At 71.1% G+C, this 24,212-nt stretch carries 18 protein-coding genes and 1 pseudogene; 7 read left to right on the top strand and 12 right to left on the bottom strand.

Annotated features, from left to right (window positions below):
* Nucleotides 1-151: 151 nt before the first annotated feature.
* Nucleotides 152-925, bottom strand: a complete 774-nt coding sequence (locus AC1PK7_RS03275) for an SDR family oxidoreductase (protein WP_209032181.1) — start codon at nt 923-925, stop codon at nt 152-154.
* Nucleotides 926-991: 66 nt separating this feature from the next.
* On the opposite strand from AC1PK7_RS03275, the gene AC1PK7_RS03270 reads away from it, so the two are divergent.
* Nucleotides 992-1,219 (top strand): hypothetical protein, encoded by a 228-nt coding sequence (locus AC1PK7_RS03270; protein ID WP_234006612.1) that lies wholly within the window; start codon nt 992-994, stop codon nt 1,217-1,219.
* A gap of 82 nt (nt 1,220-1,301) precedes the next feature.
* Here AC1PK7_RS03270 and sppA read toward each other — a convergent pair whose 3' ends face one another.
* From sppA to AC1PK7_RS03255, 3 genes and pseudogenes are all read right to left on the bottom strand, one after another.
* The gene (gene sppA / locus AC1PK7_RS03265; protein WP_019800812.1) at nt 1,302-3,200 is read right to left on the bottom strand and encodes a signal peptide peptidase SppA; all 1,899 of its coding nucleotides are present in this window, start codon (nt 3,198-3,200) and stop codon (nt 1,302-1,304) included.
* A gap of 76 nt (nt 3,201-3,276) precedes the next feature.
* Entirely contained in the window at nt 3,277-4,647 is a 1,371-nt protein-coding gene (locus AC1PK7_RS03260; protein WP_481099861.1) for an MATE family efflux transporter, read from the bottom strand.
* A 655-nt stretch (nt 4,648-5,302) separates the two neighbouring features.
* A pseudogene (locus tag AC1PK7_RS03255) lies at nt 5,303-6,262 on the bottom strand (hypothetical protein); the annotation flags it as partial.
* A gap of 697 nt (nt 6,263-6,959) precedes the next feature.
* Here AC1PK7_RS03255 and AC1PK7_RS03250 point away from each other — a divergent pair.
* Nucleotides 6,960-9,149 (top strand): primosomal protein N', encoded by a 2,190-nt coding sequence (locus tag AC1PK7_RS03250; RefSeq protein ID WP_481099860.1) that lies wholly within the window; start codon nt 6,960-6,962, stop codon nt 9,147-9,149.
* Between the two features lie 392 nt (nt 9,150-9,541).
* Here the strand turns inward: AC1PK7_RS03250 and AC1PK7_RS03245 are convergent, their stop codons facing one another.
* Complete coding sequence (locus AC1PK7_RS03245; protein WP_481099859.1) at nt 9,542-11,275, bottom strand: VanW family protein; 1,734 nt, start codon at nt 11,273-11,275, stop codon at nt 9,542-9,544.
* Nucleotides 11,276-11,467: 192 nt separating this feature from the next.
* Between AC1PK7_RS03245 and AC1PK7_RS03240 the strand changes: the two genes are divergently transcribed.
* Together AC1PK7_RS03240 and AC1PK7_RS03235 are read left to right on the top strand one after the other, a co-directional pair.
* Nucleotides 11,468-12,772 carry an NAD(P)/FAD-dependent oxidoreductase gene (locus AC1PK7_RS03240; protein ID WP_481099858.1) on the top strand — a complete coding sequence of 435 codons (1,305 nt, stop codon included), beginning with the start codon at nt 11,468-11,470 and terminating at the stop codon, nt 12,770-12,772.
* 58 nt (nt 12,773-12,830) lie between these two features.
* Complete coding sequence (locus tag AC1PK7_RS03235) at nt 12,831-13,448, top strand: trimeric intracellular cation channel family protein (protein ID WP_019801572.1); 618 nt, start codon at nt 12,831-12,833, stop codon at nt 13,446-13,448.
* Nucleotides 13,449-13,562: 114 nt separating this feature from the next.
* Here the strand turns inward: AC1PK7_RS03235 and rpoH are convergent, their stop codons facing one another.
* From rpoH to rhlB, 6 genes are all read right to left on the bottom strand, one after another.
* The gene (gene rpoH / locus AC1PK7_RS03230; RefSeq protein WP_029562116.1) at nt 13,563-14,441 is read right to left on the bottom strand and encodes an RNA polymerase sigma factor RpoH; all 879 of its coding nucleotides are present in this window, start codon (nt 14,439-14,441) and stop codon (nt 13,563-13,565) included.
* Nucleotides 14,442-14,660: 219 nt separating this feature from the next.
* Nucleotides 14,661-15,392 carry a uracil-DNA glycosylase gene (gene ung / locus AC1PK7_RS03225; protein WP_481099857.1) on the bottom strand — a complete coding sequence of 244 codons (732 nt, stop codon included), beginning with the start codon at nt 15,390-15,392 and terminating at the stop codon, nt 14,661-14,663.
* 28 nt (nt 15,393-15,420) lie between these two features.
* The gene (locus AC1PK7_RS03220) at nt 15,421-16,263 is read right to left on the bottom strand and encodes a response regulator (protein WP_017909425.1); all 843 of its coding nucleotides are present in this window, start codon (nt 16,261-16,263) and stop codon (nt 15,421-15,423) included.
* Nucleotides 16,264-16,270: 7 nt separating this feature from the next.
* On the bottom strand, nt 16,271-17,215 hold the full coding sequence (ftsX, locus tag AC1PK7_RS03215) for a permease-like cell division protein FtsX (protein ID WP_481099856.1): 945 nt from the start codon (nt 17,213-17,215) through the stop codon (nt 16,271-16,273).
* Nucleotides 17,212-17,898 (bottom strand): cell division ATP-binding protein FtsE, encoded by a 687-nt coding sequence (gene ftsE / locus AC1PK7_RS03210; protein ID WP_160945586.1) that lies wholly within the window; start codon nt 17,896-17,898, stop codon nt 17,212-17,214. Before ftsE ends, ftsX begins: the two co-directional genes overlap by 4 nt.
* Before the next feature lie 73 nt (nt 17,899-17,971).
* Nucleotides 17,972-19,729 carry an ATP-dependent RNA helicase RhlB gene (gene rhlB, locus AC1PK7_RS03205; RefSeq protein WP_481099855.1) on the bottom strand — a complete coding sequence of 586 codons (1,758 nt, stop codon included), beginning with the start codon at nt 19,727-19,729 and terminating at the stop codon, nt 17,972-17,974.
* 202 nt (nt 19,730-19,931) lie between these two features.
* Between rhlB and trxA the strand changes: the two genes are divergently transcribed.
* The 3 genes from trxA to AC1PK7_RS03190 all read left to right on the top strand — a co-directional run bounded on the left by trxA (nt 19,932) and on the right by AC1PK7_RS03190 (nt 23,244).
* Nucleotides 19,932-20,273, top strand: a complete 342-nt coding sequence (trxA, locus tag AC1PK7_RS03200; protein WP_420008872.1) for a thioredoxin TrxA — start codon at nt 19,932-19,934, stop codon at nt 20,271-20,273.
* 241 nt (nt 20,274-20,514) lie between these two features.
* Complete coding sequence (gene rho, locus AC1PK7_RS03195) at nt 20,515-22,317, top strand: transcription termination factor Rho (protein WP_420008871.1); 1,803 nt, start codon at nt 20,515-20,517, stop codon at nt 22,315-22,317.
* A 126-nt stretch (nt 22,318-22,443) separates the two neighbouring features.
* Nucleotides 22,444-23,244 (top strand): COG4705 family protein, encoded by an 801-nt coding sequence (locus tag AC1PK7_RS03190; protein ID WP_481099854.1) that lies wholly within the window; start codon nt 22,444-22,446, stop codon nt 23,242-23,244.
* A gap of 62 nt (nt 23,245-23,306) precedes the next feature.
* On the opposite strand, the gene AC1PK7_RS03185 is transcribed toward AC1PK7_RS03190, so the two are convergent.
* A complete protein-coding gene (locus AC1PK7_RS03185; protein WP_481099853.1) occupies nt 23,307-24,200 on the bottom strand; it encodes an energy transducer TonB in 894 nt (297 codons plus the stop codon).
* Between the last annotated feature and the right edge of the window lie 12 nt (nt 24,201-24,212).

Raw genomic sequence — 24,212 nt, 5'->3', positions numbered from 1 at the left:
GCTCCTACGGATTACCCCCGCAGCCGATCCACCGCGGTAAGCGCGCACCCACCTTTGTGGGAGGGACTTCAGTCCCGACGACATACGCCCGGTGCCTCCTGCACTGCGCTTTCGGCCGGCGCACGGCGCGCACGCAGCCGCCGCACAGCCGCTAGAACCCGTAACGCAAGAACCCGCCGTCCACCGCAATGCATTCGCCGGTGATGTAGCTGGCCGCCGGCAGGCACAGGAAGCCGACCGCCGCCGCCACCTCCTCCGGTTCGCCGATGCGGCGCATCGGCGTGCGCTCGATCACCTGCTCATAGTAGTCCGGGTCCGACAGCGGACCGGAGGTGCGGCGGGTGCGGATGTACCAAGGCGCCACCGCATTGACCCGGATGCCGTCCTCGGCCCATTCGGCGGCGAGGTTGCGGGTGAGCTGGTGCAACGCCGCCTTGGTCATGCCGTAGGGCGCGCCGCTGCGCACGTGGGTCAGCCCGGACACGCTGCCGACGTTGACGATCGCCGAGGCCGCATGCTGCGCCAGCAGCGGATGCGCGTAGCGCGACAGCTCGAACGCGGAGAACAGGTTGGTCTCGAAGATGCCGCGCCACTCGTCCTCGGTGTAGTCCACCGCAGGCTTGCTGAGGTTGCCGCCGGCGTTGTTGATCAGCAGATGCAGGCCGTCGGCATGATCCTCGACCCAGTCCAGGATCTCGCGGCGGTCCTCGTCGTCGGCGACGTCGGCGGCCAGCGCCAGGATCTCGCGCTCGGGAAAGGTCTCGCGCAGTTCATCGCGCGCCGCCTCCAGCGCATCGAGGTCGCGCGCCACCAGCAGCAGGTCGGCGCCGAACCCGAGCAGTTCGCGCGCGATCGCCAGGCCGATGCCGGCGCTGGCGCCAGTGATGAGCGCGGTCTGTCCGTCCAGCCGCCAACGGTGCTGCATGCGCGTGCCTGTCTGCTCACGTGAGAGGCGTAGGATGATACCTCCACCCTCGAGGAGGTCGCCGCCATGTCCGCACCACTGCGCAGGATGACGTTGGCATTGCCGCTGCTCGCACTGCTGGCCGCATGCAAGCCGGCACCGCCGCAACCGCCCGATGCGCCGCCACCGCCGAAGGCGAGCGCGCTGCGCAGCGCCATCGCCCAGCCGCTGGACCGCGCCAGGCAGACCCAGGCCACGCTCGACCGCGCCGCGGCCACGCAGAACGCCGCGCTGGACGCCGCGACCGCGCAATGAACAACGCCGGCCACGGGGGCCGGCGTTGCAGGAAGCAGGCGACGCGCTCGCATGAGCGCGCCGCTGCCGGCGCGGGACCGGCTTACAGACCGCAGAAGCAGTAGGCCAGCGCCTTCACCGGCGCGCCCGGACGGGTGTCGGCCGCGTCCTTGACGAAACGCAGCTGGGTGTCCAGTTCCGGCATGCTGCGCGCCAGCAGGGCATGGCCCAGCGCCGAGTCGCTCAGCATCCACACGCCCAGGCGGCTGCCGGCGAACCCGCTGACGAACTGCGCGAACGGCGTGGCCGGCTTCTCCACGTAACGCACCCGGTACTTGTCCGGGCCGCCCAGCTTGGCGCGCGCCGCGGCATCGGCCACCGCGTCCTTGAAGCCGCCGAACGCGTCCACCAGCCCGCGCTCCTTGGCCTGCGCACCGCTCCACACGCGGCCGCGCGCGACCTGGTCGATGGCCTCGACCGACTTGCCGCGCGCCTGCGCGACCTTGCCGGTGAAGTCGGCATAGCCCTTGTTGATCACCGACTGGATCAGCTGGCCCACCGCCGGATCCATCGGCCGGGTCATGTCGAACGCGCCGGCGAAACGGGTGGTGCCGACGCCGTCGGTATGCACGCCGATCTTGTCCAGGGTGCGGGTGATGTTGGGGATCATGCCGAAGATGCCGATCGAGCCGGTGATCGTCGACGGATCGGCGTAGATGCGATCGGCGTTCATGCTGATCCAGTAGCCGCCGGACGCGGCCAGGTCGCCCATCGACACCACCACCGGCTTGCCGGCGGCCTTCAGCGCCACCACCTCGCGGCGGATCTGCTCCGAGGCGAACACTTCGCCGCCGGGCGAATCCACGCGCAGCACCACCGCCTTGACCGCGTCGTCGTCGCGCGCCTGGCGCAGCAGCGCCGCGGTCGACTCGCCGCCGATGCGGCCGGCCGGCTGTTCGCCGCCGCTGATCTCGCCCGCGGCGACCACCACCGCCACCTGCGGCCGCGAATCCACCGGCGAACGGCGCAGGTCCAGCTGCTGCAGGTAGCCGTCCAGGTCGACATTGCGGTAGCCGGTGTCGGCATCGTCGTCGGCGACGCCGCGCTTGGCCAGCAACTGCTCGACGTCCTCGCGGGTCTTCAGGCCGTCCACCAGCTTCTGCTGCAGGGCGAACTTGGCCAGGTCGCCACCGGCGGCGGCCACGCCCTCGGGCATGGTGTCGATGCCGGCGTTGATCTGCTCCGGCGCCAGCTTGCGCGCCTTGGCGATGTCGGCCACGTAGCGCTGCCACACATCGTTCATCCAGAACAGGTCGGCTTCCTTGGACGCCGCCGAGGCCGCGTCGAGCACGTACGGCTCGGCGGCGGACTTGTATTCGCCGACCTTGAACAGGTGCACGTCCACGCCGAGCTTGTCCTGCAGGCCCTCGCGGAAGTACTGGCGGTAGCGGCCCAGGCCTTCCAGGGTCATCGAGCCCATCGGGTCCAGGTAGACCTCGTTGGCCTGCGCGGCCAGCAGGTACTGCCACTGGTTCAGGTTGTCGCTGTAGGCGACGATCTGCTTGCCGGAGCTGCGCAGGTCCTGCAGCGCCTTCTCCACCTCGCGCATCGAGGCGAAGCCGCTGGGCTGCAACTTGTCCAGGCGCAATGCAACGCGCTCGATCTTGGGATCGGTCTTGGCCGCCTCGATCGCGCGCACCAGGTCGCGCAACTGGATCTCCTGCGCGCCCTTGTCGTTCATCGCCTTGGCCAGCGCGCGGCTGACCGGGTCGGCGCTGAACTGCTCGACCAGCTTGCCTTCCGGCGCGATCAGCAGCGTGGTGCGGTCGCGCAGCGCCTTGCCGCCGTCGCCGCGCGCCATGGCGAACACCATCGCCAGCAGGATCAGCAACAGGAAACCGAAGAACACCAGGTTGAAGATCAACCGGCGGGTGAAGTTCATCACATCCCACAGGCCGACGAAGAAGTTGGCGACGGGGCTGCGACGCACGGGTTGGTTCATGGAAAACTCCGAAAGGTAGGCGTCTTGCGCCTGCGCAGCATACCGGCTGCGTCAGGCGCCGCACATGCGTCTGAAGTCAGGGGGCCGCCGAGGCGCCCGACAGCCGCGCGCTGCTCCAGCGGAAACGCGCGCCCATCATCACTGCGGCCGCGGTCAGGCCCAGGATCAGGCCGATCCACATGCCCTGCGGTCCCCAGCCCAGCCACAGGCCGAGGCCGGCGCCCAGCGGCATGCCCAGCCCCCAGTAGGAACACAGGGCCAGCAGCATCGGCACGCGGGTGTCCTTGAGGCCGCGCAGCGCCCCGGCCGACAGCACCTGCACGCCGTCGGGGAACTGGAAGGTGGCCGCGTACAGCAGCAGCGTGGAGGCCAGCGCCGCCACCGCCAGATCGCTGGTGTAGATGCCGACGATGGCGTCGTGGCCGACCAGCAGTACCAGCGCCGACAGCGCCTGGGTGCCGAGCACGATCGCATAGCCGGCCCAGGCCGCGCCGCGCACACCTACCGCATCGCCCGCGCCGGCGGCGCGGCCGACCCGCACCGTGGTCGCTTCGGCCACGCCCATCGGCACCATGAAGCACAGCTGCGCCACGTTGATCGCGATCTGGTGCGCCGCCGCCGGTACCTCACCAAGCCGCGCGATCAGCAGCGCGGTGACGATGAACAGGCCGCCTTCCATCAGGATGGTCACGCCGATCGGCAACCCGGTCTTGAGCAGCCCGACGATCGCGCGCAGATCCGGCGCCTCGAACTGCGCGAACAGGCGCAGCGGCGCGAAGCGCCTGGACCGCGCCAGGTAGAGCGCGAAGCACAGCGCCTGCGCCCACATCGTGATCGCCGACGCCATGCCAAGGCCGCCGGCGCCGTGTTCGCGCAGGCCCCACAGGCCGAAGGTCAGCGCATAGCCGAGCGGCGCCAGCAGCAGCAGGCCGCCGAAGCCGAGCAGCATGGTCGGCAGCGTCCAGTGCATGCCTTCGCTGAGGTAGCGCATGCAGAAATACAGCACCAGCGCCGGCACGCCCCAGCGGATCGCGTGCAGGAAGTCGCGCGCGCCGGGCACGATCTCCGGGGCGATGCCCAGTTGCGGCAGCGCCATCGGCATCACGCTGAGGAACGCGAACATCAGCAGGCCCAGGCCCAGCGACAGCCACAGCGCCTGGCGGAACAGCGGCCCGATCTGCGCCTGGCGCTTGCCGCCGTCGAGCTGCGACACCGAGGCGGTCAGGGCGATCAGAGTGCCGATCGGGATCATCATCGGCAGCCACAGCAGCGCGGTGCCGACCGTCACCGAGGCCAGCGTGCGGGTGCCGTGGTGGCCGGCGATCACGTTGTCGACGAAGCTGATCAGGCCGGTGGAGACGTGCCCCAGGACCAGCGGCAGGGCGAGCTGCGCGGTGGTGCGCAGTTCGCGGCCCCGGACCGAGGCCGGGGTGGAAGACGAAAACATTGCAAGACTCTGGCGATCCCGCCGACTGCGGCCGCGCAGACAGCGCCGGCACCGGGTGGCGGAGGCCGCGCATTCTACCCGCTGTGGCGGATGACTGCTGGGAGTCGCGCCCCGCGGCTGGAATCAGGCGCACGCGAAAGCCAAGCGCAGCGTCGCCTCAACGTGCGGCGCGCTGCTTCAGCCAAGCGCCGCGGCTGTCGGCGGCCTGGGCGAGCAGGTCGCGGCGCAGGGCCGCGCGGTCCTGCGGCGGGGTGCGTTGCGACAGCAGCGCCAGATGCTCGCGCTGGTCCGGCGGCAGGCTGCGCAGCAGGCCCAGCAGCGCCTGCCGCTGCGCCTCGGGCACGTACCCCAACAGCGGCTGCAGCGCCCAGAACTCGGCGCCCAGTTCCGGGCCGAGCAACCAGCCGTGGCGCTCCAGTACGTCCATCTCGGCGAACTGCGCATGCAGGCTGTGCTGCTGCTCGATCGGCAGGCCGGCGAAGGCCGTGGCGACCTGGCGCAACCGCGCCTGCGCCGCCGCCGGCAGCGCGTCCCAGGCGGCCTGGCGTGCGCGCAGTTGCGCCGGGGTCAGCGCCGGTGGCGTGGTCGCCGCCGCGGGCGTGACGGCCGTGGCCACGGCGGCGGCCGGCGTGGCTTCGGTCGCCTCGGCCAGGTCGGCGGCGCTGGGGGCGCTGCGCTCGATCCGCGGCGGTGGCGCACCGGCCGCGTACCACGCATAGAAGTCCAGGTCGTAGATCGCCGGCTCCGGCAGCGGCGCCGGCGGCTCGGCCGGCAGCGGCGGCGCGCTGGCGGTATCCGACTCCGGCGGCAGCACTTCCACCTGCACCGGGCCGGTATCGCCCAGTGCCAAGCTCGCGTCACTGCCGCCGGCCGCGGCCGCGGCACGGGAACGGTGCCAGGGCAGGCGATCCCAGAACACGGTACCGACCAGGGCCAGGGCCACCACGGCGATCACCGCCCCGGCCAGGCGCGTGCGCAGGGCCGGGCGCGCACCACGGCGGCGCGGGCGCGAGGCGGCCGCGGCAGGTACCGACGCGGGTGCCGACGCGGCAGCGGGCGCCGTGCTGCCGGCAATCGCCGCATCGCGCAGCTGCGCCAGGGCCTGCAACCGCGCCGGCGGCAGGTCGCGCAGGCACTGCTGCGCCGCATCGGCCAGCGCGCGCCAGCCTGCCGCATCCGGGCGGCCTGCGGCATCGCGCGGGCAGGCCCGCGCCAGCGCCTGCTGGTAGTCCTCGGTGGACAGCTGCAGCACCTGTGCGGCGAGCGGCTCGTCCAGCCCGGCGACGATGCGCAGCAGCAGCGCCAGGCGGTCGGCCGGCTGCAGGCTGCGCAGATGGGCCAGCGGCACCGGCCAGGCGCCCTCGGCGGCATCGGCCTGGCGCAGTGTCGGCACCGCGCCAAGCAGCTTCCAGAACCGCAGCGGCCAGTCGGCCATCGGCAGCGACGCGGCGTGGCTGCGGAAGGCCCGCATCGCGGCCGCCAGGGCGGGCAGGCCGCGTTCGGGACGGCCGCTCTGCAGGTCGGCCAGGACCGCGGCGCGGCGTTCGATCCCGCGCAGGAACGCGGCCAGGGCGGGCGGTGCGGCCACGCCGTCGGAAGGGGACGTGGCGGTCATCGGAACTCCATCATCGGCGCGATGATAGCGAGGCGGCCGCCGCATCGCGCGCTTGACAGACGCGCCGCGATCGGCTCATCCGCGGCCACCGCGACGGCGGGTTGTGCACAGCGCCTGGAATTGGCCTGCGACAGGTCTTGTCAAGCCCCCGCGAAACCATGTTGCATCTGTGTTTCACGGCCAAGTTGTTGTTCTGAAAAGAATAAATGCGATTGGCGCTTTTTTGTCCAACTCGTGGCAGAGGCTTGTGAGTCCGTCTTCACGGCGTGGAGCATGCCCGTCATGCACAGCTTTATCCACAGCAGATGTGGATAAATTCGATTCTCCAAGCGCGGCGGCTATTTACGACCGGTTTATCACTTTGCGGGCAGCAATCGCGCGCAACTCCTGGCGCCCGGAACCCACTTGCCACGGCCGCTAGGGCGTGTCACCGATCCCCGAGCATGCCGCGCCGCGGTTGCGCGTGCTTGTGGCAAGGAAGAGCGAGGAAGTGGACGTGCGTCCACGCCCGAGCGATGACGCGGCCACAGGCGCGCGCAATCGCGGCCCTTCGGGTTGGGTCTGGCAGGCGCGCTGCCGACGCCGCGCGGCTTGACCTGACGGCCAGTCAGGCGCTGCGCCACGCAACGCCGGCAGCGCGCCTGCCAGACCCAACGCGGCGTACTCGGGGATCGGTGACACGCCCTAGACTAGGTGGATGCCCTCCCCCGTCGCCACGCTCCGCGTCGCCCTGCCCGTCCCCTTGCCGCAGTTGTTCGACTACCTGCCGCCGCCCGGCGGCGCGGTCGCCGACGGCGACGTCGGCCGCCGGGTGCAGGTGCCGTTCGGCAACCGCGAACTGAGCGGGGTGGTGGCGGCGACCGGCCAGGTGGAGGACGCCGATGGCCTGCGCGCGGCACTGGCCTGGCTGGACCCGGCGCCACTGCTGCACGGCGAACTGGCCGAGTCGCTGCGCTGGCTGGCGCGCTACAGCCACGCGCCGCTGGGCGAGGTGCTGGCGACCGCCCTGCCGGTGCCGCTGCGCCGCGGCGAACCGCTGCCTGACACCCACGCCTGGGCCTGGCGCCTGACCGAGGCCGGCGCCAGCCACCGCGCCCGCGCCGGCACCCGCCCGCACCGCTTCGCCGCGCTGCTGGCGGACGGCGCCGTGGACGAGGACCGGCTGGACCAGGCGATGGACGACTGGCGCAGCGCCGCCCGCGCCCTGGCCAAGCGCGGCCACGCCGAACGCATCGCCGTGCCGGCCAGCGCCGCGGCGCCGCAGCCGCAGCCCGGGCCGGTGCCCAACGCCGAGCAGCAGGCGGCCATCGACGCAGTGGTCGGCGCCGCCGGCTTCGCCCCGTTCCTGCTCGACGGCGTCACCGGCAGCGGCAAGACCGAGGTCTACTTGCAGGCGATCGCCGCCTGCCTGGCGCGCGGCCGCCAGGCGCTGGTGCTGGTGCCGGAGATCGGCCTGACCCCGCAGACCCTGGCGCGCTTCCGCGCCCGCCTCGGGGTGCCGGTGCATGCGCTGCATTCCGGGCTCAACGACAACGAGCGCGCGCGGGTCTGGGCCGCCGCCTGGCGTGGCGAGGCGCAGGTGGTGGTCGGCACCCGCTCGGCGGTGTTCGTGCCGCTGCCGCGGGCCGGATTGATCGTGGTCGACGAGGAACACGACGGCAGCTACAAGCAGCAGGACGGCATCCGCTACCACGCCCGCGATTTCGCCTTGGTGCGCGGCAAGGCGCTGGACGTGCCGGTGCTGCTGGGCAGCGCCACGCCGTCGCTGGAGAGCCTGCACAACGCCACCGGCGGCCGCTACGCGCACCTGCGTCTGACCCGCCGCGCCGGCGACGCCAGGCCGCCGACGGTGCGCGTGCTCGACGTGCGCAAGCGCCCGCTGCAGGACGGGCTGTCGCCGGAGGTGCTGGCCGGGATCGGCACGGCACTGGCCGAAGGCGGCCAGGTGCTGGTGTTCAAGAACCGCCGCGGCTATGCGCCGGTGCTGCTGTGCCACGACTGCGGCTGGACCGCACCGTGCCAGCGCTGCAGCACGCCGCTGCACGCCACGCCGATGACCGTGCACGCAGGCGGCCGACGCCTGCAATGCCACCACTGCGGCGCGCGTCAGCCGGCGCCGCTGGCCTGCCCGGATTGCGGCAGCCTGGCGCTGCAGCCGCAGGGCATCGGCACCGAACGCCTGGAAGAACGCCTGGTGCAGGCGTTTCCGGACGTTCCCGTGCTACGCATCGACCGCAGCACCACCCAGCGCCGCGATGCACTGGAGACGCAGTTGGCCACGCTCGGCAGCGCGCCCGGCATCCTGGTCGGCACGCAGATCCTGGCCAAGGGCCACGACCTGCCGCAACTGAGCCGGGTGGTGGTGGTGGGCATCGACGAAGGCCTGTTCTCGGCCGATTTCCGTGCCAGCGAGAAGCTGGCGCAGCAGTTGATCCAGGTCGCCGGCCGCGCCGGCCGCGCGGCGCGGCCGGGCCAGGTCTGGCTGCAAACCCACCACCCCGGGCATCCGCTGCTGCAGACCCTGGTGCACGGCGGCTACCACGCCTTCGCCGCGGCGGAACTGGAGCAGCGCGAGGCCGCCGGCTTCCCGCCGTTCGCGCACCTGGCGCTGCTGCGCGCCGAGGCCAAGCAGGTCGAACACGCCAACGCCTTCCTCGCCGCGGTGCGCGCGCTGCTGCCGGCACAGGACGAGGTGCAGCGCTTCGGTCCGATGCCGGCGCCGATGCCGCGCCGCGCCGGTTTCCAGCGCACCCAGTTGCTGCTGTCGGCAAACACGCGACGCGCGCTGCATGCCGTGCTGGACGCAGCGGTGCCGGCGATCCACGCGCTGCCACAGGCGCGACGGGTGCGCTGGTCGCTGGATGTGGATCCGCAGGATCTGTACTGAGGCGGCGGCGCATCTCTGCAAGACAGCTGCTGGAGCGAGTCGAAGAACAGCGAGCCGCAGCCGATGGACAGCGCCGCCCACGGCAGGCCGACGCGCGTCGCCGAGCCGGTGATGTGCCCGTCGTGCATGGATGACGCTGCAGATCGCCCCCATCCAATGCGCGATCCGATGCCGCGCGATCCAATTCCGTAGGAGCGGCTTCAGCCGCGACGAGGCGTTACCGGGAAAGCCGTCGCGGCTGAAGCCGCTCCTACGAGGCAATAGCGTGTGTTGCCAGGCCGCCGCAAAGGGGTTGCTTCAAGGTTGCCTGAAAGCCGCTTTAACGAACAGCACGTCGACGTGGCGAAGCAAACGCTGGCCCAGCGGGCGGCCGCCACGCCCTCTGGTTTCGCTCAACCCGCCAGTCCCAATGCATCGACCACCTGCGCGCGCAGCGCGGCGCTGTCGCCGGCTTCCACGCAGCGCCACGCGCCGTCGTCCGCGGCCAGGCCGCAGGCGGCGGTGGCGATCACCGGCTTGCCCAGCGCCATCGCCAGCAACAGCCCGCGCGGCTGCTGTTCGATCCAGGCCGGGAGCAGCACCAGCGTGGCCGCACGCACGCCCTCCGCCATCGAGGCGACACGCTGCACCGCGACGCCGTTCCAGAACTCCGGCGTCTCCTGCGCGCCGGGCGGCAGCAGCAACAGCACCGGCAGGCCACGCAACGCCTCGTGCAATTCGTACGCGCCCTTGCGTGCCAGCGCCGAGGCGGCCAGCAACACCCGCGGCGCCGTGTCCGCAGTGACCGCCGCGTGCTCCGCCGCGACCGCAGGGACGGCGGGCCGTTGCCATTCCAGCGCGAGCGCGCGGCTGCCGGCCAGCGCCAGCAGTGCACGGTGCGGCGTGATCCAGTGCCGCGCCTGCGCCAGCGCCGCACGCTCGGCCTCGACCAGCGCCGGATCGGCGCGGAAATCGCGCAGGGTGGGGCTGTGCGGATGCCGCTGCGCGGCCACGTCCAGCCGCGCCTGCAGCAGGTGCATCGGCAAGGCGGTCATGCACACGTCCCAGCGTCGGCCCTGCAACTCGCCGGCCAGCCACAGCTCCGGCAACAAGCTCTGCGGGACCACCAGATCGACATCGCGCGCGCCCAGCCGGCGCCGCAGCGCCCGCAGACGGATACGCTGCGCACGCTGACGCGCCTGCGGCAACGGCATGCCGCGCCACAGCCACCAGCGCCGCAGCAGCGCCGCGTGCAAGGCCGCGACACTGATGCGCGGCAGCGCCAGCACGCGGTCGCCTGGCTGCTGCCGGCGCCGGCGGTCCTCGGCGAACTCCGGCCAGTCCTCGTCGACCAGCCAGGTACGGTGCAGGCCGTCGGGCACCGCCGCCACATGGCGATGGCAGGCGCTGCGGCCGCAGCGGGTGCAGTCGTTGGCGGCGTCGACGCCGGCGGGCGCGGTGCGTCGCTGCAGTGGCGGCAACGGCAGCGCCGCCGGCATCGCGGCACCGCCGCGGATGCGCACGTGCAGCGCCGCGCCGTCCAGCCACACCTCCAGCCGCCACGGCGCGGCGGCACGCAGGCGCAGGTCCACGTAGTTCCAGAACACCACCGCGTCGCGGTCGCGCTCGGCCAAGGAGCCGGCAATCACCTGGGTGTGACGATGCCGCTCGACGATCTCCAGGCCCTGCCGCAGCGCCGCGTCGTAGATCGCATTCGACAACTGGCACAGGCCGCCGCCGATCGACGGCACCAGGCAGCCCTCGCGCAGTTCGCGGCCAGCCACGAAGCCGCGCCCGCGGGTGGCGCGGCCGAGCTGGCGCCAGAAGCTGAAGGTGGCCCCGGCCGGTACTTCCACGCCGTGCAGCGCACGCGCGGCCAGGCGCAGGTTGTGGATCTTGCCGGCCACCAGCTGCGGTGCGGTCTCCTCGCTGTCGGGCCACAGCGCGGTGATCGATTCGGCACAGCTGCCGTCGGCGATCGCCAGGCCGGCGTCGCGGCGATGCCGGCGCGGACCGTCGCGCAGATCGTGCAGTGCGCGGCGCAGTTGCAGCGCGCGGGTCTTGGCCCAGAACAGCAGGCTGCGCCAGCGCGACGGCAGTGACGCCTGGAGCGGCGCCGACGCGCGCGGCTTCACTGTCGCTGGCATGACCGTGCGTCCTCCCTGTCGCTGACCGCGCTTGGCATCGCGCTACTATACGGACATGCAGGTCCGGCCCTCGACGATCGCGCAGCGCCCCACTGGCCGCGCGCGTTGTCGTGGATCGGTGCGCCACGCGCGCCCACGACCGTCGCGCCGACACCGGACGCCTCCTTTCCCCTCCCCCTCCTGGAGTCCTGCATGGACAACACACGCGTGCCGCACCTGATCGTGATCGGCGGCGGCTTCGCCGGCTTGTGGGCCACCCGCGCCCTGGCCAGGACGCCGCTGCGCATCACCCTGATCGACCGCCGCAACCATCATCTGTTCCAGCCGCTGCTGTACCAGGTCGCCACCGCCGGCTTGTCGGCACCGGACATCGCCGCGCCGCTGCGGCAGATCCTGCGCCACCAGGACAACGTCGAAGTACGCCTGGGTGAAGTGGTCCACATCGACAAGCAGGCGCGACAGGTGCGCCTGGCCGATGGGCAGACGCTGGACTACGACTACCTGCTGGTCGCCACCGGCGCCACCCACGCCTATTTCGGCCACGACGAGTGGGCGGCACACGCGCCGGGCCTGAAGACCCTGGACGACGCGCTGCAGTTGCGCCGGCACCTGCTGTTGGCGTTCGAGCGCGCCGAAGCGGAAACCGATCCGGCCGCGCGCGCGGCCTGGCTGAGCTTCGCCATCGTCGGCGGCGGCCCCACCGGCGTCGAGCTGGCCGGCACCCTGGCCGAGATCGCCCGGCACACGCTCAAGCACGAGTTCCGCCGCATCGACCCGGCCGAGGCGCGGGTGCGGCTGATCGAGGCCGGCCCGCGGGTGCTGTCCTCCTTCCCCGAGCACCTCTCGGCCAAGGCGCAGAAGCAGTTGGAGAAGCTCGGCGTGGAAGTGCTGACCGGCGTGCCGGTCGCCGAGATCGACGCCCATGGCTACCGCCTCGGCAGCACCTTCGTGCCGGCGCGCACCGTGGTCTGGGCCGCCGGCGTGGCCGCCTCGCCGCTGGCGAAGACCCTGCAGACGCCGCTGGATCGCAGCGGCCGCGTGCAGGTCCAGCCGGACCTGAGCGTGCCGGGCCATCCGGAACTGTTCGTCGCCGGCGACCTGGCCGCGGTGCAGCAGGCCGACGGCCGCCCGGTTCCCGGCGTGGCGCCGGCCGCCAAGCAGATGGGCCGGCACGTCGCCGACACCCTGCGCCGGCGGCTGCGCGGCGACACCGCCAGCGTGCCGTTCCGCTACGCCGACTACGGCAACCTGGCCACCATCGGGCGCATGGCCGCGATCGTGCACCTGGGCCGGCTGCAGCTCTCCGGCGTGCTGGCCTGGTGGTTCTGGCTGGCCGCGCACGTGTTCTTCCTGATCGGCTTCCGCAACCGCGTGGTGGTGCTGCTCAACTGGGCCTGGGCGTACTGGAGCTACCAGCGTGCTGCGCGCATCATCCTCGGCGACCCACCCGCAGCCGAGGCAACGCAGGCACAGGCCGCGCCCCCCACGGACAGGTGACACTGCAGGGCCGGGCTGCGATCCTAGCCGGCCTTTTTGCTGCAGCGCAGTGCCCGTCTTGGCGACCTTCCTGTTCCTGCTCGACCTCCTGGGCACCTTCGTGTTCGCGATCAGCGGCGCCACCGTCGGCGTGCGCCATCGCCTGGACCTGTTCGGCGTGCTGGTGCTGTCGTGCGCGGCCGCGGTCTCCGGCGGCATCGCCCGCGACGTGCTGATCGGCGCCACCCCGCCTGCAGCGCTGGCCGACGTGCGCTATCTCGGCGTCGCCTGCCTGGCCGGGCTGCTGGCCTTCTACCGCCACCACACGGTCGAGCGCCTGCGCAATCCGGTGCAGATCTTCGATGCGATGGGCCTGGCGCTGTTCGCGGTCTACGGCACCAGCAAGGCGCTGGCGTTCGGCCTGGGCCCGCTGAGCGCGACCCTGCTGGGCATGCTCAGCGGCATCGGCGGCGGCATCGTCCGCGACCTGCTGGTGGCGCGCACGCCGGTGGTACTGCAGGCCGAGCTGTACGCGGTGGCGGCCCTGCTCGGCGGCGGCGTGGTCGCCGCAGCGCAGGTGCTGCACCTGCCGCAGCCCTGGGGCCTGGCAGTGGGCGCGGTGCTGTGCTTCGGCCTGCGCTTCATGGCGATCCGCTACGGCTGGCACCTGCCGGTGGCGCGGCCGCCGGAGTCGTAGCCGATCGCGGGCGCGCCCGCAGTCGCCGATCCGCGAGCCAGCCCTGGAACAAACAGAAAAAGGCCCGGCAATGCCGGGCCCTTTCGCGCGTTGCAAGCGATCGCCGCAGGCGACTCAGGCGACGAACAGCGCCTTCATCTTCTTCAGCGCGTTCGCCTCGATCTGGCGGATGCGCTCGGCCGACACGCCGTACTCATCGGCCAGTTCCTGCAGGGTGATCTTGCTGTCGGCATCCAGCCAGCGGCGCTTGATGATGTCGCGCGAACGCGCATCCAGTTCCGCCAAGCCTTCGCGCAACAGCTGCAGCTGGTTGTCCTCGCTGTCGGCGCGTTCGTAGGCCTGCGAGGGATCTTCCTCGTTGGCCATCAGGTACGCGGCCGGCGACGGCGGCGCGTGGTCGTCGTCCTCGTCGGACGGCGCGTCGAAGCCGATGTCGCGACCGGACAGGCGCGACTCCATCTCCATCACCTCGCGCTCGGACACGTTGAGGTCCTTGGCCACCGCGGTGACCTCGGCCGCATTCATCCAGCCCAGGCGGGTCTTGGACTTGCGCAGGTTGAAGAACAGCTTGCGCTGCGCCTTGGTCGTGGCGACCTTGACGATGCGCCAGTTCTTCAGGATGTACTCGTGCATCTCGGCACGGATCCAGTGCACCGCGAAGCTGACCAGGCGCACGCCCATGTCAGGGTCGAAGCGCTTGACCGCCTTCATCAGGCCGATGTTGCCTTCCTGGATCAGGTCGCCCAGCGGCAGACCGTAGCCGTTGTAGCCACGGGCAACGTGGACCACGAAACGCAGGTGGGAATGGACCAGTTCGCGGGCCGCATCCAGGTCTTCCTGGTCGCGGTACCGCACCGCCAGTGCGCGTTCCTCGTCGGACGTCAGCACCGGGATCTGATGCACGGCGCCGATGTAGGCATCCAGCGAACCGAGCGGACTGGGAATCGGGAGGTTGTTGGCAACCAAAGCGTTGGAGGTAAGAGTCTGGCTCATAGGGCTCATCTTAGCAGTCTACTAATTGGACTGCTGGGTACAGTAAAAAGTTCCTGTGTTCTGTTTATGCAACATATGAATCAGGAATGACACTGCAGCACAAGCCACTGAAACAATCGGGAAGCATCGCGGCTTCCATCTTCTGACCACCAAACTACCATCCAGTTCGCGAAAACGGCGTCCACATCCGGTGGACGCCGCGCCCTGTCCAACCGGGGTTCAGGCGCCGCGCAGGGCCGCTTCCAGCTCCGCGCGCGGCGGCAGACTCCAGTCGATGGGGGCGGCGCCCCGGCGCTTCAAGTACTCGTTGGCCGCGGAGAAATGCTTGCAGCCGAGGAAGCCGCGGTGCGCCGACAGCGGCGAGGGGTGTGGCGCCTTCAGCACGCGGTGGCGGCGGGTATCGATGACCTTGCCCTTGGCCTGGGCATAGCTGCCCCAGAGCAGGAACACCAGGCCCTCGCGCTCGCGGTTGAGGGTCTCCACGACGTGGTCGGTGAAGCCCTCCCAGCCCTTGCCCTGATGTGCGCCGGCGCGGCCCTCCTCCACCGTCAGCACCGCGTTGAGCAGCAGCACGCCGCGCTGCGCCCACGGCAGCAGGCAGCCGTGGTCCGGCCGGCGGATGCCCAGGTCGTCCTCGATCTCTTTATAGATGTTCAGCAGCGACGGCGGCACCGGCACCCCCGGCAGCACCGAGAAGCACAGCCCGTGCGCTTGGCCGTAGCCGTGGTACGGGTCCTGGCCGAGGATCACCACCTCCACCCGCTCGAACGGGGTGGCGTCGAAGGCGGCGAAGATCTGCCGCCCCGGCGGGAACACGCGCGCGCCGGCGGCCTTGCGCTGGCGCAGGAACGTGGCCAGTTCGCGCATCTCCGGGCGCAGCAGCCAGTCGCCCACCTGCGCCTTCCACGACGGCTCCAGCTGGATCCGGCTTTCGTCTTCGTTGTTGCTCATCGCTTGCAGGCTCGGGACATCACATCAATCAAAAGGTCACGGCGATCTCGTCGAGCCGGGCCAGGCGCAACTGGAACAGCACCTTGGTGACCAGCAGGCGCTCTTCGATCGGCTTCTGCACCAGGTCGTTGGCACCGGCGCGCAGCAGCTCGGACTGGGTGTGCGGATTGCTGTCGCCGGTCATCACCAGCACCGGCATGCGCCGCTTGCCGTAGGCGAAGTCGACGCGGATGCGCTGGACCACGTCGCGGCCGTTGAGTTCGCCCTTGAGGGTGACGTCGGTCAGCACCAGGTCGATGCGGCGGGTGGTGCGACCCAGCGACTCGGCGGTGAGCAGCGCGAATGCGTCCTCGGCGCTGAGCACGTGCACCACGTGCAATTGCTGGCGCTCGAGCATGCGCTTGGTCGCCTCGGCCACCACCCGGCTGTCCTCGACGTAGAGCACGGTGGCGCCGGCCACCGGCTGCGGCTGCACGTAGCCGCGGATGAAGGTGGCCAGCGCCTCGTGGCCGAGCGCCTTGTCGAAGTAGTCGGTGACGTACTCGGTGAAACGGCGCTCGACCAGGTGCTGTTGGGCGTCGCCGGAGACCACGATCACCGGCACGTAGGCCTGGCCGGCGGCTTCGCGCACGCTGCGGGCCAGGGTCAGGCCGTCGCCGTCGGGCAGCCCCAGCGAGGTGGTGACCAGGTCGACCGGGCCGGCCTCCAGCGCGGCGCGCGCCTCGGCGATGCTGGCGCAGCCGACCACGGTCACGTCGGGCAGTTCACGATGCAGCACGTCGGCGATCAGCTTGCGCACCAGCTTCGAGCCATCGACCACCATCACCCGGGGGGCGGCGCTGATCAGATGCTTGAGCTCGTGCCCGGCCATGTGCGCCTCAGGTGTCGGTGGGCCGCGTCTGGCGCAGGAAGTGGCCGGTCACCGGCCAGGCGCCGAGCCAGCCCAGCAGCAGGGTGCCGAGCAGCACGAAGCCGGCATGCAGCGCGTCCAGCCCGTGCAGCACGAAGTGGCTGCCGTAGCTGTCGGCCAGCGCCGCCAGCGGCTGGCCCAGGGCCATGCCGGAGGCGGCGAGCAGGCCCAGCGCCAGCACCCCGGCGCCGAAACCGTACCAGGCGCCGAGGTACAGGAACGGGCGGCGGATGAAACCGTCGCTGGCGCCGAGCAGCTGCAGCACGCCGATCTCCTCGCGTCGCGATTGGATGTCCAGGCGCACGGTGTTGCCGACCACCAGCACCGCACCGGCGCCGAGCAGCAGCGACAGCACCTGCACCAGGCGTTCGCCGAAATGCAGCCAGCCATCCAGGCGCTTGCGCCACAGCGCGTCGTGCTGGACCAGGTCGGCCTGCGGCAGCGCGGTCAGCGCCGTCGCCAGCGGGGTGTCGTCGGCCGCGGCCGGGGTGACGATCAGCAGCGTCGGCAGCGGGTTGTCCTGCAGCGCATCCAGCGCTTCGCCCAGGCCAGCGCTGTCGCGCAGCTCGGCCATGCCTTCGGCGGGCGTGCGCAGCGTTACCGCGGCCACGTCGGCGCGGCCGCGGAGGGTCTGCGCCAGCGCCTGCGCCGCGGCGGCGTCGACGTCGGTCTTCAGGAACACGTTGATGTCGCGCGACTGCTGCACGCTGCCGGCGAACTGCTTGAGGTTGTCCAGGGCGATCGACAGGCCCAGCGGCAGGGTCAGCGCCAGCGCCATCACCGCCATGGTCAGCAGCGTCGCCCACGGCTTGCGCATGGCGCGACCGAGGCTGTAAACGATGCTGTGCAGGTGGTGGTCCCACCACACGCCCAGCCGCGAGGGCGCCGCGGCGCCGGCGTTGCGCGCGCTCATTCGGCCAGGTCCTGCGGCGAGATGTCGTCGATCAGGCGGCCGTGATCCAGGATCAGCACGCGCTTGCGCATCTGCTTGAGCAGGGCCAGATCGTGGCTGACCACCAGCACGCTGGTGCCGCGCGCCGGCAGTTCGGCGAACAGTTGCATGATTTCCGCGGCCAGGGTCGGGTCGAGGTTGCCGGTGGGCTCGTCGGCGACCAGCAGCCGCGGCTCGCCGACCATCGCGCGGGCGATGCCGACGCGCTGCTGCTCGCCGGCCGACAGCTGCGAGGGCAATGCCTTCTCGCGATGGCCCAGGCCCATGCGCTCGAGCACCGAGCGCACGCGCTTGCCGATCTCGGCGCGACGGGTGCCGCGCAGGATCAGTGGCAGCGCGACGTTCTCGGCGATGCTGCGGTCGGTGAGCAGACGGTGGTCCTGGTAGACCACGCCGACCTCGCGCCGGTGCAGCGGCACGCGGCGGCCGCGCACCTTCAGCAGGTTGCGCTCGCCGAACAGCACGGCGCCGCGCGAGGGCCGCTCGCTCAGGTGGATCAGCTTGAGCAGGGTGCTCTTGCCGGCACCGGAATGGCCGGTGACGAACAGCATCTCGCCCTCCTCGACCTCGAAGCTGACGTCCACCAGCGCCGCGTGGCCGCCGGCGTACTGTTTGCTGACATTGTCGAACCGCAGAACGCTCATCCGGCGATTATGCCGGAGCGGCTGGGGTGTTCGTCCACCGCATGCGACGCACGCGGCGGACGAATGGCCCGGCTCAGGAGCTGGACACCAGCGAACGCAGCTTGCGGCCCAGGCGGGTCAGGAACGAATCGTTGGTCGCCGCCGCGCCACGCTCGGCATGGCGCGCGGCCTTGACCGGGGTGGCCACGACCTGCACCGGCTTGGCCGGGGCCGCGGTCGCCGGGGCGGCGCTGCCGTTGCCGACCTGTGCGCCCTCGGCGCCTTCCAGCGGACGCCCGCCGCGACGGCGACGGCGCTTGCGCGGCGCACGCTCGCCCTCGACCGCAGGCGCAGCGCCCTCGGCCGGCGCGGCACGCGGCGGCCTGGGCGCGGGCGCCGGCGCGGCGGCGGCCGGCGCAGTGCCGTCGGCCGCAGCAGCCGTGGCATCGGCCGGACGCGGCGTGCGCGGGCGCCGCGGCTTGCCGTCGGCGCTGCGCGACTCGCCACGGCCGCCCGGGCCGCTGCGGCCGCCGCCGGGCTTGCCGCGACCGCCGCCGCGACGCTGCTCGTCGGCCTCGCGCTGGGCACGGGCCTCGCGGAAGATCTCGCCGATGCTCTCGTCACCCTCGGCCTCGGCGGCCTCGCCCTCCACCGGCGCGCGCGGGGTGCGCGGCAGCGCCACCAGCAGCTCGGCGGTGACCGGCTCGACCGGGATCTTCTGCTCGATGTAGGCCTCGATGTCCGGCAGGCTCATCGCGTAGCGCTCGCAGGCGAAACTGATCGCGTCGCCTTCCTCGCCCAGCCGCGCGGTGCGGCCGATGCGGTGCACGTAGTCCTCGGCGTCGAACGGCAGGTCGTAGTTGTAGACGTACTTGACCCCGTCGATGTGCAGGCCGCGCGCGGCCACGTCGGTGGCCACCAGGATCTCCAGCTGGCCCTTCTGGAAGCGGTTGAGCAGGGTCTCGCGCTTCTTCTGCGGCACGTCGCCGGACAGCACGCCGACCCGGTAGCCATTGCGCTCCAGCGAACGCGCCACGCGCTCGACGAAGGCCTTGGTGTTGACGAACACCATGGTGCGCGCGCCCTCGCTGCGCGACAGCAGGCCCAGCAGCAGGGTCAGCTTCTCCTCGTCGGAGGGGAAGTAGATGCGCTGGCGTACGCGTGCGGCGGTGATGCTCTCGGTCTCGACCACGAGCTTTTCCGGCTCGTTCATGTGCTCGTAGGCCAGCTCCAGCACGCGGTGGCTGAGGGTCGCCGAGAACAGCAGGGTCTGGCGGGTGCCGCGCTCGGGCATGCGCCGCAGCAGGAAGCGGATGTCCTTGATGAAGCCCAGGTCGAACATGCGGTCGGCTTCGTCGAGCACGCAGATCTCGCAGGCGTGCAGCGACACCACCTTGTGCTGCTTGACGTAGTCGATCAGGCGGCCGGGGGTGGCGATGATCACGTCCACGCCCTGCTGCAGCAGTTCGCGCTGCTTGTCGTAGTCCACGCCGCCGTAGACCAGGGCGAAGCGCAGGCCCAGCTCGGAGCCGAACTTCACCGCGTCCTTGTGGATCTGGATCGCCAGTTCGCGGGTCGGGGCCAGGATCAGCGCGCGCGGATCCTCCGGCTTGCGGTCGGCCAGCGCCGGGCGGCTGAGCAGGCGGTTCATCACCGCCACCAGGAACGCCAGGGTCTTGCCGGTGCCGGTCTGGGCCTGGCCGGCCACGTCGCGGCCCGGAAGGGCCACCGGCAGGGTCAGCGCCTGGATCGGGGTGCAGCGGGTGAAGCCGGCGCTTTCGAGGCCTGCGAGCAGCGCAGGATGCAGGTCGAACGCGGAAAAAGTCACATCGGTCAGCGGTTTGTCGCTCATCATTCCATCTTCGTGAGGCCACCCCGCCCGAAGCGTAAGGTCGCGGCTTGCATCGGTCCCGGCAGCGTCGCACACTGGCGTCTTCCATGCCGGGTCGCGCGACAGGGGGAATCCCTTGAGATCGCCGCGCAATGCCCCAGTTTACCGCAATGCGGCGGCCACCCGGTCCGGCCAGTCGCATTGGCCCAGGAGAACCCCCAAAGTGAGCGACAAGGTCCTTTACGTCGGCGACGCCGATTTCGAAGCCACGGTGCTGCAGTCCGACGAGCCGGTCCTGGTGGACTTCTGGGCCGAGTGGTGCGGCCCGTGCAAGATGATCGCGCCGGTGCTGGACGACCTCGCCGACGCCTACGACGGCCGCCTCAAGGTCGCCAAGGTCAACGTGGACGAGAACCGCGCCACCGCGATCAAGTACCACGTGCGCTCGATCCCGATGCTGCTGCTGTTCAAGAACGGCCAGATCCAGGCCACCCAGATCGGCGCGGTCGGCAAGGGCCAGCTGACCCAGATGATCGACAAGACCCTGGGCGGCAGCGCCGCCTGACGCCCGCTGCCGGCACCGCCCCGCAACCGGAGCGGCGCCGCGGCAGTCCCGCCGGCGCTGCATCGCCGGCGGCTGAATCGCCCGCAAACGCCTGCTTGCCGTGCCTGCGTGGCGGTGATAGTGTCGATGCATCCGGTGGCATTCGCACACCGCACCCCCTCTGGAAGATTCTCTCCCAGACCTCCTCCCAACCCCGTATGCCCCCACGCTGGGCGCTCGCACTCTTAGCGAGGAACACCACTTGTCCGATCACACCATGTCCGAACCCGGGAGCGCCGACGCCCCCGCCGAGAAGCGCGTGCGCAAGCCGCGCGTCAGCAAGGCCGCGAGCGGCGCGGAAGGCGCCGCCGAGCACGGCGCGCCGGCACAGCCGACCCTGCCGCTGAATCCCGCGCCCGCGCCTGCGCCCGTCCAGACCGAGGCGCCGCGCGCCGCGGCCACGGAGTCGGCCCCGGCCCCGGCCTCGAGCGGCGGCCAGAGCCACGGCGGCGGCGACGCGCCGGCCCATCAGGGCGGCGGCGGCCAGGCGTCCGAAGGCGGCGAGCCACGCGAAGGCCGTGAGCCGCGCGACGGCGGCAACAACAACCGCTTCAACAATCAGAACCAGAACAACCAGAACAACCAGCAGGGTAACCGCCGCGATCGCTTCCGCAATCGCCGCGACCGCGACCGCAACCAGCGCGGCGGCGACCGCTTCCAGGACAACGGCCTGCCCAGCGACAACGGCGGCAACGAGCCGTTCGTGCCGCGCCCGCACGCCAGCGTGCCGGAAGGCTTCCCGATCTACTCGCTGAGCGACCTGAAGAAGATGCCGGCGCAGAAGCTGCTGGACATCGCCGAGCAGCTCAACATCCAGGACGGCGTGGCCCGCGCGCGCAAGCAGGACGTGATCTTCGCCCTGCTGAAGGTGCTGACCCGCCACGGCGAAGGCGTCGCCGCCGACGGCGTGCTGGAAATCCTGCCGGACGGCTTCGGCTTCCTGCGCGCGGCCGAGGCCAGCTACCTGGCCGGCCCGGACGATACCTACATCTCGCCCAGCCAGATCCGCCGCTTCAACCTGCGTACCGGCGACCACCTGTCCGGCCGCATCCGCTTCCCGAAGGACGGCGAGCGCTACTTCGCGCTGTCGATCGTCGACACCATCAACGGCGAGCCGCTGGAAGCGAGCAAGAACAAGGTCCTGTTCGAGAACCTGACCGCGCTGTTCCCGCGCAAGCGCTTCACCCTGGAGCGCGGCAACGGTTCCTCGGAAGACATCTCCGGCCGCATCCTCGACCTGATGGCGCCGCAGGGCAAGGGTCAGCGCGCGCTGATCGTGTCCCCGCCCAAGGCCGGTAAGACCATGCTGATGCAGCAGGTGGCCACGGCGATCACCACCAACCATCCGGACGTGCACCTGATCGTGCTGCTGATCGACGAGCGCCCGGAAGAAGTGACGGAAATGCAGCGCACCGTGCGCGGCGAGGTCATTTCCTCGACCTTCGACGAGCCGGCCGCGCGCCACGTGCAGGTCGCCGAAATGGTGATCGAGCGCGCCAAGCGCCTGGTCGAACACAAGAAGGACGTGGTGATCCTGCTCGACTCGATCACCCGCCTGGCCCGCGCCTACAACAACGTGGTGCCGTCCTCCGGCAAGGTGCTCAGCGGCGGTGTCGACGCCAACGCCCTGCACCGCCCGAAGCGCTTCTTCGGCGCGGCGCGCAACGTCGAGGAAGGCGGCTCGCTGACCATCATCGCCACCGCGCTGGTCGAGACCGGCAGCAAGATGGACGAGGTGATCTACGAAGAGTTCAAGGGCACCGGCAACAGCGAAGTGCACCTGAACCGCCGTATCGCCGAGAAGCGCGTGTACCCGGCCATCGACATCAACCGCTCCGGCACCCGCCGCGAGGACCTGCTGATCGAGCCGGAACTGCTGCAGAAGATCTGGATCCTGCGCAAGCTGCTGCATCCGATGGACGAGATCGCGGCGATGGAATTCCTGCTGGACAAGATGAAGAACACCAAGTCCAACGACGAGTTCTTCGGTTCGATGAAGCGCTGAGTCCTGCGCCGGTTCGACCGCAACGCCCCGCTTCGGCGGGGCGTTCGCGTTTGTGGCGGCGGTGCGGCGCTGCCCAGCTGCTGACTGGCGTGGGTCCGACGGTCTTTCGACGTGGGCGCGGGTGAGATGGGCGGCATTCGCCCCGCCGCGTCCGCCGCCATGTCCAGCACTGCCAACGCCGCCGTCAGTAAGGTCGCCCCGGTGACCCTCGGCTTCTGGGTGATGAAGATCTGCGCCACCACCCTGGGCGAGACCGGCGGCGATCTGCTGTCGATGACCCTGGATGTCGGCTATGCGTTGAGCAGCGTACTGCTGCTCGCGGTCTTCCTGGTTTCGCTATGGGCGCAGCTGCGCGCGCGGCGGTTCCAGCCGTGGCGGTACTGGTGGGTGATCCTGACCACCAGCACCGCCGGCACCACGCTGTCGGACTACATGGACCGCAGCCTGGGCCTTGGCTACGCGCAGGGCGCGCTGCTGCTGGTCAGCCTGCTGGTCGCGGTACTGGCGACCTGGTGGCTGTGCGAACGCAGCCTGTCGGTCGAGCGGATCGGCAGCGGCCGTGCCGAGGTCTTCTACTGGCTGGCGATCCTGGTCTCCAACACTCTGGGCACCGCGCTGGGCGATTACCTGGCCGACAGCTCGGGGCTGGGTTTCGCCGGCGGCGCGCTGCTGATCGCGGCGTTGCTGGCGGCGATCGCCCTGGCCTATGCGTTCACCCGGATCTCGCGCACGGCGCTGTTCTGGGCGGCGTTCGTGCTGACCCGCCCGTTCGGCGCGACTCTCGGCGACCTGCTGAGCAAGCCAGCCGGCAAAGGCGGACTGGACCTGGGCACGGTCGGCGCGTCGCTGCTGCTGGCCGCGTTATTGCTGGCGGTACTGGTCGCCTCGACGCGACGCCGCGACGACGACCGCCGCGCGGCGCGCTAACGTCGGCGGCTGGTCTACACGGGGCAGCCCGGCCTGTAAGACCGGGCGAACACCGTCGCCGATCAACTGCCCTGCAGCGGCGTCAGCAGGCGCGGGCCGCCGTTGCCGGCCATGTACACGCCACCGGCCGGCAGCAGGTCCGGCGAGAAGCCGGCAGCATCCTCCTCGGCACTCCATGGCGCGCGCTGGCGCGGGCCAGGCACGTAGCTCATCCAGCGGCCGTAAGCCGACGGCGCACCCTGGCGGGGCTGGTCGAGCAGCGCGTAATCGACTGGCACGCGCACGTTCCAGTACGGCGCATCCACGTGCTTGCCTTCGCTCGGCGGGCGGAAGGTCCACTTGCGCGCCGCGCCGAGCGCGCTCTTGCCCAACACCTCGCGCAGTTGCTGCATCTGTTGCTCGGACGCCACCACGCGCAAATTGACCTGCTCGACAACGGCATCGGCCACGCGGCCATCGCGGCCCACCTTGAGCACCAGATACGCCGAGCCCGCGGCACCGACGCTGTAGGCCGCTTGCGGATAGGCCGGCGGCTTCATCTGAATCGCGGTCACCACGCTGTGTTCGCTCGGATCGTAGCGGGTGAAGTCGGCACTGCGGATCTCGATCTGATAGTCATCGCCCTGCAGGCGTTTGGCGACCAGGCGCAGGGTCATCGGCGCGCGCGCCGGCACCGGCTTGCCATCGCGCATGCCCGGCTCGAACTTCCACTGCATCACGCTGTTGCGGACGAGGCCAACCACGCCCTCGGGCAGGCGCTCCTGCTGGTCCAGCGCCAGCGCCGACACCGCGCCGCTGGGCTCGATGTCGATGGTGCCGCTCACCAGCATGCTGCTCTCGATCTGCTTGCGCACCGCGCCAGGCCCGACTCCGTCGGCGGCGACGGCAGTCAATGCCAGCAGCAGCGACAGCACGGCGCTCCAGCGCCACCACGAACGGAGGGATCGACGGTGCATCGCGCATTCCTT

The organism is Xanthomonas sp. NCPPB 3174 (assembly GCF_056725205.1).
Note: the sequence above shows the minus strand (reverse complement) of the source record. Positions and strands in the feature narration are given on the sequence as shown.